Consider the following 15,347-nt stretch of genomic DNA (forward strand, 5'->3'; position numbering starts at 1 on the left):
GACTAAATTTATGAATGATATAAAGTTTTCTTTATGGGCAGCGGGATGGTTGTTCATCCTGCTCCTTGCAGGCAGTTGTAAGTCGGCGAATGAGTCGAGAGCTCCGGTTGCTTTAACCTGGGAAATGGGAAGCTACGATGGAAATGGTAAATATTATGAGAATTCTTTTGTACTGAAGAATGTTTCGGATGCTCCTATTGGAAAGGACTGGGAGATTTATTATTCGCAGTTTCCCCGTTCGATCCGGCAGGATGCTTCGTCGCCGGTTAGGGTAGAGGAAGTAAATGCGACTCTATTTAAAATATATCCGGGAGAAGGATTTCTTTCACTGGCTCCGGGAGATTCATTGAAAGTGATATTCCAGTGTGACGGGGAGGTGCCGAAGAATTCACATGCGCCCGAAGGGAGCTATTGGGTAAGTCAGTCGGGGGTATCAAAAGGTAAACCGCTGCCTGTGACGCTGCATACCGTTCCATTGCCTGTTACGGAATGGCAAAGGACGGCTGCACGGAAGACGTACGAAACCAACCTTCGTTTACTAAATGCAGATACTCCGGAGTTCCGGACGACGGATATCATACCTTCCGTAAAAAAGGTATTTGTTACCGGAGGGGAAACGGTGTTGGAGAAACAACTTGCTTTGACTTTCCATGAGGATTTTGCCAATGAAGGAAAACTGTTGAAAGAGAAGCTCACCGCATGGCATGGATTGGAAGTTGTGCCGGAAGCCTCGGTAACCATTGTCTTGGATTATCTCTCTGACAGGAAAAAAGCAGTCAATGAGGAATATTATGAACTGTGCATTGACGGTCAGCAAATAAGGATTAGTGCCGCTACTCCACATGGAGTTTTTAACGGTACACAGACCCTGTTAGGATTGCTGAAAGGGCAGGAAAGCCCGTTCCGGTTGGAAGCAATGTCTATACAGGATTATCCTGACTTATTATACCGGGGACAGATGCTTGATATTGCCCGGAATTATACAACGGTGGATCACTTAAAGAAGCTGATTGATATACTCTCTTCTTACAAACTGAATGTGCTCCAGTTCCATTTCTCGGATGATGAAGGCTGGCGGCTGGAAATTCCGGGATTGGAGGAGCTGACTGCAATCGGTTCGCAGCGGGGACATACAACCGATGAAAAGGACTGGTTGTATCCGGCTTATGATGGCGGATATGATCCGTATGCCGCAACATCGGGAAATGGTTATTATACCCGGGAGGAATTCATTGATTTATTACGATATGCGGCGGACAGACATGTGCAGGTCATCCCGGAAATAGAATCTCCTGGCCATGCACGTGCGGCGATTGTGGCAATGAATGTACGTTATAAGAAATACATCGATACCGATCCGGAGAAAGCGAAAGAATATCTTTTGAGTGATTTGCAGGATACTTCCCGGTATGTTTCGGCACAAGCCTATACGGATAATGTTATGAATGTAGCCTTGCCCTCCACTTATCGTTTTATGGAAAAGGTGATTCAGGAAATAGTGGCTATGTATAAGGAAGCCGGTGTACCGCTGACTACCATCCATTTGGGAGGTGATGAAGTGGCTAAGGGCGCATGGATGGGTTCCCCTTTATGCAGGGCGTTAATGGAAGAGCAAGGCATGGAAAAAGCGCATGACCTGGCCGAATATTTCATCACCCGGGTAGTTGATTGCCTGCAACAGCATCATTTATTTTTTAATGGCTGGCAGGAAGTAGCTTTGGGGCATAAGAGAGATACGCATACTTATTTATCCCAGCGGGCAGCCGGTATCAATTCGTGGAAAACTGTTCCGGAATGGAAAGAGGATGAAATACCTTATCAGATAGCCAATAACGGTTATCCGGTCATCCTCTGTAATGTGAATAACTTCTATCTGGATTTGGCTTATGATGCTCATCCCGATGAACCGGGACATTTCTGGGGAGGATATGTGGATGAATCCAAAGCATTCTCCATGCTTCCGTTCGATGTCTATCGTTCTTCACGTACGGATATGGCGGGCAATCCGGTGGAAATTGGTTCCGCAGGAAAAGGAAAAACGACATTGACCGCATCCGGCAGGAAACAAATAAAAGGGGTACAGGCACAACTGTTTGCCGAAACAATTCGAGGATTTCAATGGGTAGAATATTATATGTTCCCTAAAGTGATGGGACTGGTTGAGCGTGGCTGGAATGCGCATCCGGATTGGGAAACCCTTTTCGGTGTGGCCGAGCAGCAAGCCTTTGACCGGGATCTGGCACTGTTCTATGAAAAAATCAGTGTAAAGGAAATGCCTTGCTGGAGCCGGATGGGAGTAAACTTCCGTTTATCTCATCCCGGACTCACCATACGGGATGGACTTCTGTATGCGAATACTTCTATCGAAGGAGCACAGATACGCTATACGACGGATGGGACTGAACCGACGGTTGATTCGGAGCTATGGGAGACTCCCGTAGCCTGTCAGGCTGCTGTTGTAAAAGCAAAGTTGTTTTATAGGGATAAGCAAAGTGTAACCAGCTGTTATTGGCAGTAATTAGTGGAATAGTAGAATAGATGTACTTTTAATTTCTAGCCGTTTTATTCTTTAAAATACGAAGATTTTCTCTACATTTGTCTTTATTAGTCTTGTAATCTTCTATTAAAGTTTAATACTCCGATGAAAAAAAGGTATTTGTTGTTTCTCCTACTTCTCTCTTTTTCACTATATACCCGGGCTGATAAGACCTTGGACTCACTGTTGAATGTGCTTGATTTGACGATTCAAGAACATGAAATTTATGTGGTTCAACGTGAATCACGTATCAAGCACCTTAAAGAACTGACACACGGAATAGAAGCTAATTCCGCGGAACAGTACAATCTGAACAGTCAGATATACAAAGAATATAAAGCCTTTATCTGCGACTCTGCAATTCACTACTTGAATGAAAATATCCAGATTGCAGAGCGCTTGCGTGATACGGACCGGAAGATAGAAAGTCAGTTGCAGCTTTCGCTATTATTATCATCAACTGGAATGTATAAAGAGTCTCTTGATGTGCTGGAATCGGTAGACCGTCGGAAAATCATTCCTCGTTTAATAGCCGATTATTACACCTGCTTTGACCATGTGTATGGCGAGTTGGGCGTTTATACACAGGATAAAACCCTTTCGGGACGTTATTGGAGTATTTCACAGGCATATAGAGATTCATTATATGCTATATTGCCTCCGGAATCGGAAGAATACCTACTGATGCGAGAAGCATCATTTCGCGATCAACGCCAGTATGAGGATGCCCTGAAAGTGAATGATCTCCGGTTGATGAAAATAGCACCATATACTCCCCAATATGCGATGGCTACTTATCATCGTTCTTTGATTTACAAGTACAGTAATGATAGTCTGGGAGAGAAACGGAATCTTTGTCTTTCTGCTATATCGGATATTCGTTCTGCCATTAAGGACCATGCTTCGTTGTGGATGCTTGCCCAGCTACTTTACGAAGATGGTGATATGGAACGTGCGTACCAATATATGCGCTTTTCGTGGAATGCGACCAAGTTCTACAATGCTCGTCTGCGTAGTTGGCAGAGTGCTGACGTGCTTTCATTGATTGATAAAACCTATCAGGCAATGATTGAAAAGCAGAACGACCGTCTTCAACAGAACCTGCTGCTTATCACTGCACTGTTGGTGTTGTTGATTGTAGCTTTGGGATATATCTACCGTCAGATGAAAAAGCTGGCAGATGCAAGAAATCATCTTCAGGTAGCTAATAAGCAGTTAAACGGATTGAATGAGGAGTTGAGGCAAATGAATAGTTGCCTGTCTTCTACCAATATCGAACTCTCGGAGTCCAATCAGATCAAGGAAGAGTATATTGCCCGTTTCATCAAGTTGTGTTCTACTTATATCAACCGTTTAGATGCTTACCGGCGGATGGTGAATAAGAAAGTGTCTGCCGGACAAATTGCGGAGTTATTAAAGATAACGCGTTCCCAAGATGCTCTTGATGAAGAACTGGAAGAATTGTATGCAAACTTTGATACAGCCTTTTTGCATCTCTTCCCTAACTTCGTGGGAAAATTCAATGACTTATTACAGGAAAATGAACAGATTTTGCCGAAGAAAGGCGAGTTATTGAATACTGAACTGCGCATCTTTGCTTTGATACGTCTGGGTATTGAAGATAGTTCACAAATTGCGGAGTTTCTTCGTTATTCGGTGAATACAATTTATAATTATCGGGCGAAAGTAAGGAATAAAGCCCGTGGATCGAGAGAGGATTTTGACGATTTAGTGCGAAAAATTCGCTAATTCGGACTGTAAAACAACCACTTTTTTAGGTATACGTTCTGAATGTAAATGCATGGTAATTAGCGGATTATCGTTTTGTATGATCCACTTATTGCCCCCTCCTTGTTAGCTCACTTTAATTTCTTTATACTTTTGACCTGTGCTTCGAAAGTAATGAGAGTAGCCCATTGCTGACGAGCGTCTTATTATTAACTTTAAAACTTAGTACGCATGAAAAAAAACAGGCGAAAAATCCTTTCGGGGAGTCGCAAGATTTTCTTTGCTATCTTGGCAATGTTTTTATCTTTGAGTGCATCCGCACAGCAAATTACTGCATCCGGTCAGGTCCTGGATGCTCAAAAAGAACCGCTAATCGGTGTTAGTGTACAAGAGAAAGGTACGTCTAACGGAGCAATTACCGATTTAGATGGCAACTTCACATTAAACGTTAAGCAAAACGCCATTTTGATATTCTCTTATGTGGGTTATAAGTCGCAGGAGGTAAAGGCAGCCCACCAGATGAAGATCACACTTCAGGAAGATAATGAAGTGCTTGATGAAGTGGTGGTCATCGGTTATGGTTCGGTGAAACGGAAAGATGTGACTACCGCTATCTCTTCCGTATCTACCAAGGATTTGGATATGCGGCCTATCGTTTCGGCAGGGCAGGCCATTCAAGGTAAGGCAGCCGGTGTCTCGGTGATTCAGCCTAACGGTACGCCGGGCGGTGAAATGTCTATCCGTGTTCGTGGTACTACTTCAATGAATGGTAGTAATGATCCGTTGTATGTAGTAGATGGAGTGCCTGTAGACAATATCAAGTTCCTTTCTCCGAATGATATTGAGAGTATGCAGATATTGAAAGATGCTTCATCGGCATCTATCTACGGTTCGCGTGCTGCTAACGGAGTCATTCTAATTACTACGAAGGCCGGTGCAGCCGGTAATGCCAAAGTTTCTTTGACAGCCCAGTTCGGTTTGAACAAAGTGGCCGATAAAGTAGAATCCCTGAATGCAGCACAATATAAAGAATTGCAGGATGAAATCGGACTAGTGTCTTTGCCGGACGGATTACCCGATCGCACCGACTGGTTTGATGAAACGTATACGACCGGAAAGACTCAAAATTATCAGGTAGCTGTATCCAATGGTAATGAGAAAATGAAATATTACCTTTCTGCGGGTTACCTCAAAGAACAGGGAGTGTTAGACATCTCTTATTACAAGCGTTACAATTTCCGGGTGAATTTGGAAAATCAGGTTCGTAAATGGCTGACAGTAAGTGCTAATATCTCTTATTCAGATTATACAAGCAATGGAGGCGGAGCAATGGGAACAGGCTCGAATCGGGGTGGTGTTATTCTGGCTGTTATCAATACACCGACTTATGCACCGGTGTGGGATGCTTTGAACCCTAATCAGTATTACAATAACTTCTATGGAGTGGGTAATATCACCAATCCATTAGAAAATATGGCCCGCGCGAAAAATAACAAAGACAAAGAAAACCGCTTGTTGGCATCGGGTAATATATTGCTGACTCCATTTCCGGAACTGAAGTTTAAGTCTACTCTTACTCTTGACCGTCGCAACGCCGTTAATACCACTTTTCTTGATCCGATTTCTACTGCTTGGGGCCGCAATCAGTACGGTGAGGCTTCGGACAATCGGAATATGAACACGGTGCTGACATTTGATAATGTATTGACTTATAATAAAAACTTCAAGAAACATGGCTTGGAAGTAATGGCCGGTTCGTCATGGACGGATTCAGACTATTCAAATAGCTGGATCAACGGTTCACACTATCGTAGCGATCAGATTCAAACATTGAATGCTGCCAATAAAATATCTTGGGATAATACAGGTACGGGTGCATCTCAATGGGGGATTATGTCATTCTTCGGACGTGTAGCTTATAACTTCGACAGTAAATACCTGGTAACGGCTAATCTTCGTGCCGATGGTTCTTCTAAATTGCATCCCGATCATCGTTGGGGCGTATTTCCTTCATTCTCTGCAGCCTGGCGTATTTCTTCGGAGAAGTTCATGGAGAACCTGACATGGATTGACGATTTAAAATTGCGCGGTGGCTGGGGACAAACCGGTAACCAGTCGGGTATTGGTGACTATGCATATTTGCAGCGTTACAATATCGGTCGTATCGAATGGTTTAAGAAAGGCGGCGAAGGTGATTCTACTGATTATGCAAATGCTGTTCCTACCATTAGCCAGGCCAACTTGCGTACATCTGATTTAACATGGGAAACCACGACACAGACCAATATAGGTCTGGATCTGACCATATTGAATGGACGGTTGACGTTTAATGCCGACTATTATTATAAGAAGACCAAAAACATGTTGATGAATGTGTCATTACCTGCCGGTGCCGCAGCTGCTACGTCTATTGCCCGTAACGAGGGTGAAATGGTAAATAAGGGTTTTGAGCTTTCTATTAGTTCGAAAAATCTTCGTGGAGGAGCATTTACATGGGATACAGACTTCAATATCTCTTTTAACCGGAATAAATTGACAAAACTGGAATTACAGAAAGTTTATTACGATGCTAAAACTGCGGATGTGGTGAATGACTATGTGGTACGTAATGAGCCGGGCCGTGCTTTGGGAGGTTTCTACGGTTATATAAGTGATGGGGTAGATCCTGAAACCGGTGAATTGATGTATCGTGATTTGAACAATGACGGTAAAATATCATCTTCCGACCGTACCTATATCGGTGATCCGAATCCGGATTTCACCTATGGTATGACTAATACCTTTTCATGGAAAGGCTTTAATTTGAGTATCTTTATCCAAGGTTCTTATGGAAACGATATTTATAATGCTTCACGTATTGAAACGGAAGGCATGTATGATGGTAAGAATCAGTCGGCCCGTGTACTGAATCGTTGGAAAATACCCGGACAGATAACAGACGTGCCTAAGGCTAATTTCAAATTGCTCAATTCTACCTATTTTGTAGAAGATGGCAGTTATCTAAGATTGAAGGATGTTTCCTTGTCCTACAACGTTAAAGGTAAACTATTGAAGAAATGGGGAATTACCCGTTTGCAACCTTACTTCACGGCTACTAACCTGCTGACATGGACCAGCTATTCGGGAATGGACCCGGAAGTAAACCAATGGGGTAACAGCGGTACGGTACAAGGTATCGATTGGGGTACTTACCCGCATTGCAGATCATACGTGTTTGGTATTAATGTTGAATTCTAATGAAAGGAAAGATTATGAAACTAAGAACTATATTTTACGGATTAACCTCCGGCTTGCTATTGGGACTTTCTTCCTGCTCGCTGAATTATGAGCCATTAGACACCTATTCGGATGTGACGGAAGGAGTGACAAGTGATGGTACAAAAATCGTATTCAAGGATAAAGCTGCAGTTGAAAGTCATCTGACAACGCTTTATAATCAAATGCGCGACCGTCAGGAACATTGGTATGTGGATTTACTTTTGATTTCAGATTCCCATTCGGATAATGCTTATGCCGGTACTACCGGAGCGGAAGTTGTCCCGTTTGAGAATAACTCGATTGAAGGTTCCAATTCTGTGTTGGAACGTGACTGGAACCGTTATTTGGAGGATGTGGCCCGTGCCAATAAACTCATTTGTAACATTGACCTGGTGACAGATAATTCGTTGACTACTGCCGAACGGGCGCAATACAAAGCAGAAGCGAAGATATTCCGTGCCATGGTAATGTTTGACATGGTACGTCTTTGGGGCGATTTTCCGGTGATTACAACGGTGGCTGATGATATTACTTCTGAAAACATTGATGAGGTATATCCACAATATTTCCCCAAACAAAATACGGAACTTGAAGCTTATCAGCAGATTGAAAAGGATTTGTTGGATGCAGTATTGTATGCTCCGGACAATACGCCGGGGAATAAAACGTTGTTTTCCAAGTCTGTAGCTCGTACCTTATTGGCTAAAATATATGCCGAGAAACCTTTGCGTGATTATACGAAAGTTATCCAATATTGTGATGAGGTGAAAGCAGACGGTTTTGATCTGGTAGATGATTTCAGTGATTTGTTTGGAATGAATGCTGCGGGAACAGATGCAAAGATGCGTAATACAAAAGAATCGATTCTTGAAGCACAATTTACATCCGGAGCAGGTAACTGGTGTACATGGATGTTCGGGCGTGATCTTGTGAATTGGAATAACAATTTCACGTGGGCGAAATGGGTGACTCCGTCACGTGACCTGATTAGTGCTTTCAAACAGGAAGGGGATGAAGTCCGTTTCAAAGAATCAATAGTCTATTACGATTGTAATTGGAGCAACTATTATCCGTCTGATAATTATCCGTTCATGTATAAATGCCGTTCTGCCAACAGCAGTATCATCAAGTACCGTTATGCCGATGTCCTGTTGCTGAAAGCAGAAGCGCTGATTATGCAGGATACGCCGGATTTGGAAGGAGCCGCCGATATAATAGATGAAGTGCGCGACCGTGCCAAATTGGGAGCACTTCCCACCTCTGTCCGTTCAAACAAAAACGTCCTGCTGAATGCCTTACTTAAAGAACGTCGGTTAGAACTGGCTTTTGAGGGACAACGATGGTTTGATCTGGTCCGTCTGGACAAGGTAGAAGAGGTGATGAATGCAGTGTATTCCAAGGATTCAGGTCGCAAAGCGCAGATTTATACTTTTGATAAGAACTCCTATCGTTTGCCAATTCCGCAGTCGGTAATCGACGCGAATGATAAGATTCACCAGAATCCGGGTTATTAATTCAACTAAAAACATAGAAAACTTAAGATTATGATAGACATGAGAAATATAGCATTGACCTTTTTAGGATGCTTCACCATATTAGCTGCATGCAGCAACAGTGACGATGCGGAGAAACCGGTTACACCTGTTCCGACCGGAGATGTGACTATTTATGCGACCACTAGCAGCCTGACTCGCGATTTGACCCGTGATGCCGTTAATTTCAGTTCGAAAGATAATTTGGCACCTACTTCAATCACATTGAATCCAACTGAACAATATCAGACAATGGACGGCTTCGGAGCTGCTATCACAGGCGCCACTTGTTTTATCTTCTGCAAATGAAACCGGAAGATCGTCACGCCTTCCTTACGGAAACATTCTCTGACGACAAAGGCTTCGGATTTAGCTATATCCGTATCTCTATCGGCTGTTCGGACTTTTCATTGAGCGAATATACCTGCTGTGATACGAAAGGTATTGAGCATTTTGCTTTGCAAAGTGAAGAGAAAGACTATATCCTTCCGATTCTGAAAGAGATTTTGAGCATCAATCCTTCTATTAAAGTCATTGCCGCTCCCTGGACTTGTCCAAAATGGATGAAAGTAAAGAGTCTCACAGATCTTACTCCGCTGGATTCATGGACAAACGGTCAGCTGAATCCAGCCTATTATCAGGACTATGCCACTTATTTTGTGAAATGGGTACAAGCCTTCAACGCCGAAGGCATTGATATTTATGCTGTAACTCCCCAGAACGAACCGTTGAACCGTGGTAATTCCGCTTCGCTTTATATGAGTTGGGAAGAACAGAGGGACTTTGTGAAAACAGCACTCGGACCTAAATTCAAAACAGCCGGACTGGCTACGAAAATTTATGCATACGATCATAACTATGATTATAGTGATATTGCAACAGAAAAGAACTACCCCGGTAAGATGTATGAAGACGCAGCAGCTTCCCAATACCTGGCCGGAGCAGCTTATCACAACTATGGCGGGAATCGCGAAGAGCTTTTAAATATACATAAAGCCTATCCTGAAAAGGAACTTCTTTTCACGGAGACTTCTATCGGAACATGGAATAGCGGACGTGATTTGTCGAAACGATTGCTGGAAGATATGAAAGAAGTTGCATTGGGTACGATCAACAACTGGTGTAGGGGAGTTATAGTGTGGAACCTGATGCTTGATAATGACCGTGCTCCTAACCGTGAAGGCGGTTGCCAGACTTGCTACGGAGCGGTGGATATCAGTAATAGCGACTATAAGACAATTATCCGCAACTCACATTATTATATCATCGCCCATCTCTCAAGTGTGGTGAAACCGGGAGCGGTACGTATCGGTGCATCCGGCTATGCTGATAGCAATATCATGTATTCTGCTTTCGAGAATCCGGATGGAACATACGCTTTTGTACTGATGAATAATAATGAAAAGACTAAAAAGATAACCTTAAGTGATGGTAAGCGTCATTTTGCTTATGATGTTCCGGGCAAATCTGTGACTTCCTATCGTTGGGCAAAGTCGAAATAAGAACTTTAAAACGATCAAGACAATGAAAAAAAACAGTTATATTATATTGGCTTTGGCAGGAATGTTATCCATGAATTCCTGTAATGATGACGAATTCTTGCCCGGTAATCCGAGTATGGAAATCAAAGCAGAGAATGCAGACGCTCTTTTTGGTGACAGTCTTCCGTTTACGATTAAAGCCTCGGATGTGGATGTGCCTCTTTCTACGTTGAAAGCACAGCTTTTTTATGGAGAAGAACAAGTGTCTGAAACGGTCATCCGTACAAAGACAAGCGGAAATGACTATACTGGTAAAATTTTTGTTCCTTATTATGCTAATATTCCTAATGGAAAGGCAACTTTGAAATATATTCTTCAGAACATTCATTTTACTACCACAGAAATGACGAAAGAACTCGCTCTGGCACGACCGGACTTCCCCTATCTGACATTAGTGGATGAGGAAGGAAAAGAGTACCGGATGGAACGGCAATCCATGTACAAGTATAGTGTGACAGGAGACTTCTCGCAAAAGATGAAAGCGTATATCAAGACTCCGAAAGTGGGAGAGAATGGGAACGAATTGACCTCGGCTGGGAGAATGGAACGATTGAAGCCGGTTCTACTAATGCTATCTCATTTTCTAATACGGAACCGGGAAATTATGCTATCAAGTTTAATACGTTGACTTACGAGGCAGAACCATTTGCCAAGTTAAAGGTGAACGGTGAAGATATGGAATTGGTAGAGAATGATATCTATGCAATCAAGTTGACCTTGAAGAAAAATGACATTCTAGCGTTTGAAGGGGTGCCTGATTATGATAATTGGTGGATAGACCAGGATTATTTTGAAAAGCAGGAAGATGGAACATTGAAATTCCTGCCGATTGACGGAAGTTACCAAATAACAGCCAATGGTAAAATGAAGTATTTCTCTGTCATTGCTTTGAAGAATGGTGAGGCTGCCAAGTTGCAGGATGATGGAACAGGTGCTATCTGGGCTATTGGAACAGGAATCGGTAAACCGTCAGTGGCACTTTCTGAAGTAGGGTGGACTCCGGAAAACGGTCTGTGTATGCCACAGCTTACTGCGAAGAAGTATCAACTGACATTTATAGCTGGCGTTACCATGAAAGTGGATGATATTAACTTTAAGTTCTTCCATATCAATAAATGGGACAACGGCGAGTTTAAGGGTGATGCTATTTCTACAACGAGTGAATTGGTTAAAATCTCATCGGATGGAAACTTGGGACTGGAAGAAGGTCAGAAGTTCGAAAGAGGAGGTATTTACAGGTTTACAGTTGATGTGACGAAAGGCAATACCAAGGCTGTGTTGACAGTGGAGAAAGTAGGGAAGGTAGATTTACCTGCACCGGATATTTTCTTTGGTAATGATAAGATGGAGGTGACAGATACTGATATATATAAGTCGGAACAGGTGTTTACACAAGGACAAATGATAACTGTCACGGGCATTGATAATTTGAATGAATGGTGGATCGATCCTGACTTCTTTGAGAAACAAAGTGATGGTGCATTGAAGTTCCTGCCGATTAACGGAGATTATCGGGTGACAGCTAATGCTGTTTTGAAGTATTTTTCTGTAATGGCTTTGAAAGATGGTAAACCGGCCAAATTGCAAGATGACGGAACGGGTGCAATCTGGGCTATCGGGAAAGGAATCGGTAAGCCTTCTGTTACGTCTTCCGAAGTAGGTTGGGAGCCAGGTAAAGCGCTCTGTCTGGCACAAGTTGCTCCTAAAAAGTATCAGCTAACCTTGAAAGCTGGGGAAACGTTGAAGACTAGTGGTGACTGGGAGGCGATTAGCTTTAAGTTCTTCCATCAAAATGATTGGGGAGGAGAATTCGGCAATTATGCAAACTCTATTTTAGTGGAACAGCTTAAACTTGCAGATTCTGGAAATTTGGAAATGCAGGATAATGAAGCATTTGAAGAAGGAGCTGTCTATCGATTTACCATTGATGTAACGAATGGCAATGCAAATGCTGATCTGAAGGTTGAGAAAATAAATTGATCTGAAGATTGATGCCGGATTTTTATTGAACCTATCCTGAAAGGGTATGATGAATTGTACCCTTTCAGGATTCATCTTTGGTCGGAATAATGTAAAAAACATTAATAAACCCGTCCGGCACTAGGAAATATCCCCTGTTTGGGAGTCTATATAAATAAAGTATTAACTCATTTCTTATATCATCAATAAACATGAAACTCAAAACAATGTTACTTGGCTTGTCTGTGATGACTGCGTTGCCTGCCTTTGCGCAGAAGCCCGTGTATCTGGATACTGGTAAGCCTATCGAAGAGCGAGTGAAAGATGCATTGAACCGGATGACCCTTGAAGAAAAGGTGAAGATGATTCATGCACAGTCTAAATTTAGTTCGGCAGGCGTTCCCCGCCTCGGAATCCCCGAAGTATGGGCTACAGACGGTCCTCATGGTATCCGTCCGGAAGTGTTGTGGGATGAATGGGATCAGGCAGGATGGACAAACGACTCTTGTATTGCCTATCCGGCACTGACGTGTCTTGCTGCTACATGGAATCCCGAAATGTCGCATCTTTATGGGAAAAGTATCGGTGAAGAGGCGCGTTATCGCAAGAAGGACATCTTGTTGGGTCCCGGTGTGAATATCTACCGTACTCCCTTGAACGGACGTAACTTCGAGTATATGGGAGAAGACCCGTATCTATCCGCCACTATGGTAGTTCCTTACATCAAAGGTGTACAAGAGAACGGGGTAGCTGCCTGTGTGAAGCATTATGCATTGAACAATCAGGAGTTCAACCGTCATACCACCAATGTGCAATTGAGTGATCGTGCTCTTTATGAAATATACCTGCCTGCTTTTAAAGCGGCTGTTCAGGAAGGTGGAACATGGTCGATTATGGGCTCTTATAATCTTTATCAGGGACAGCACGCTTGTCACAACAAACGTCTGCTTAAAGATATTCTTCGTGATGAATGGGGTTTTGATGGCGTTGTAGTGTCCGACTGGGGAGGTGTGCACAACACTGAACAGGCTATTCACAATGGTATGGACTTGGAATTTGGTTCCTGGACGAACGGACTGTCTGCCGGAACGAGAAATGCGTATGATAATTATTACCTTGCTTTCCCTTACCTGAAACTGATAAAAGAGGGTAAAGTAGGAACAAAGGAACTGGACGAAAAGGTTAGTAATGTCCTTCGTCTGATATTCCGCACTTCAATGGATCCGCACAAACCGTTCGGCTCTTTAGGCTCTCCCGAACACGGACAAGCCGGACGTCAGATTGGAGAAGAAGGCATTGTATTGTTGCAGAACAACGGTAACGTATTGCCTATCGATTTGAATAAAACGAAGAAAATCGCAGTGATCGGTGAAAATGCGATAAAGATGATGACTGTGGGCGGTGGTAGTTCTTCTTTGAAAGTGAAATATGAGATTTCTCCGTTGGATGGACTGAAAAGCCGTGTGGGCTCAAAAGCGGAAGTGGTATATGCCCGTGGGTATGTAGGCGATCCGACAGGGGAGTATAACGGAGTGAAAACCGGTCAGGATTTGAAGGACAACCGTTCGGAAGATGAACTGCTCGCAGAGGCTTTGCAAGTGGCTAAAGATGCCGACTATGTTATCTTCTTCGGTGGCTTGAACAAGAGCAATCATCAGGATTGTGAAGATTCGGACCGTGCTTCTTTAGGTTTGCCTTACGCGCAGGATAGAGTGATAAGCGAACTGGCAAAGGTGAATAAAAACCTGATTGTTGTCAATATCTCCGGCAATGCAGTGGCTATGCTTGGGTGAATGAAGTGCCTGCTATTGTTCAAGGTTGGTTCCTGGGTTCGGAAGCCGGAACAGCTCTTGCTTCCGTATTGGTGGGAGACGCCAATCCTTCAGGAAAACTTCCTTTCACTTTCCCTGCAAAACTGGAAGATGTAGGTGCTCATAAACTGGGCGAATATCCGGGTAATAAGGAAGAACTGGCACAGTCTAAGCATAGAGGAGACACCATTAATGAAATCTATCGGGAAGATATTTTCGTAGGTTATCGCTGGGCGGATAAAGAGAAAATCAAACCGCTGTTCCCGTTCGGACACGGATTGAGCTACACTACTTTCGCCTATGGAAAACCCTCGGCCGACAAGAAAACAATGACAGCAGATGATACCATTTCTTTCACAGTCAATGTGAAGAATACAGGTACTCGTGAAGGTCAGGAGGTTGTTCAGCTTTATATCAGTGATAAGAAATCCTCTCTCCCTCGTCCGGTAAAAGAGTTGAAAGGTTTCCAAAAAGTGAAATTGGCTCCGGGAGAAGAGAAAGCGGTAACGCTGACGATTGATAAGAAAGCATTGAGCTTCTTTGATGATGCCAAACACGAATGGGTGGCCGAACCGGGCAAGTTTGAGGCAATCATCGGTAGTTCATCCAGAGATATTAAAGGTATTGTACCATTTGAGTTGAAATAGGTAGATGTTTGGTTAGAGATTGATTGTTAGGAGAATGTTACTATCTTATAAAGATCAGGGTAACATTCTCCTTTTTTCTTTGAAGCTCTTTTAATCTGTGATTGGAAAATAATCTATTCTTTTGAAATTCAGTAATATAATTGTGTGCATTAATTAATATGGAATTTATGTAATTCTCTAATAGTTTTAAACAGAGTTTCACCAGTTTCACCGTTAGTTGAATGACGTAACCATTCTATTTTCCGCCTTGACATAAGTTGTTAGCCGCCATATCTTTGCGCCGTAACCTTTAACAAGAATGATTATGGCAAAAGAAAAAGTAAACTATCAGGAGG

The 15,347-nt window shown here is 43.0% G+C and carries 4 protein-coding genes and 3 pseudogenes; all 7 read left to right on the forward strand.

Annotated elements, in window-relative coordinates:
- Positions 1-10: 10 nt before the first annotated feature.
- Positions 11-2,518, forward strand: a complete 2,508-nt coding sequence (locus tag DXA05_RS01030) for a family 20 glycosylhydrolase (RefSeq protein ID WP_128858652.1) — start codon at positions 11-13, stop codon at positions 2,516-2,518.
- A 123-nt stretch (positions 2,519-2,641) separates the two neighbouring features.
- Positions 2,642-4,285: a DUF6377 domain-containing protein gene (locus tag DXA05_RS01035; RefSeq protein ID WP_128858653.1), complete on the forward strand. Its 1,644-nt coding sequence runs from the start codon at positions 2,642-2,644 to the stop codon at positions 4,283-4,285.
- Between the two features lie 210 nt (positions 4,286-4,495).
- Positions 4,496-7,501, forward strand: coding sequence for a TonB-dependent receptor (locus DXA05_RS01040; RefSeq protein ID WP_049701557.1), 3,006 nt, complete (start codon positions 4,496-4,498; stop codon positions 7,499-7,501).
- Positions 7,501-9,036 carry a RagB/SusD family nutrient uptake outer membrane protein gene (locus DXA05_RS01045; protein WP_004313827.1) on the forward strand — a complete coding sequence of 512 codons (1,536 nt, stop codon included), beginning with the start codon at positions 7,501-7,503 and terminating at the stop codon, positions 9,034-9,036. The genes DXA05_RS01040 and DXA05_RS01045 overlap by 1 nt, the downstream gene beginning before the upstream one ends.
- A gap of 30 nt (positions 9,037-9,066) precedes the next feature.
- Positions 9,067-10,556, forward strand: a pseudogene (locus DXA05_RS01050) (glycoside hydrolase family 30 beta sandwich domain-containing protein).
- Between the two features lie 22 nt (positions 10,557-10,578).
- A pseudogene (locus DXA05_RS01055) lies at positions 10,579-12,575 on the forward strand (DUF5125 domain-containing protein).
- A 191-nt stretch (positions 12,576-12,766) separates the two neighbouring features.
- A pseudogene (locus DXA05_RS01060) lies at positions 12,767-15,012 on the forward strand (glycoside hydrolase family 3 C-terminal domain-containing protein).
- The last annotated feature ends 335 nt before the right edge of the window (positions 15,013-15,347 follow it).

Source organism: Bacteroides sp. AM54-2NS, from assembly GCF_003602935.1.
Taxonomy (GTDB): Bacteria; Bacteroidota; Bacteroidia; order Bacteroidales; family Bacteroidaceae; genus Bacteroides; species Bacteroides xylanisolvens.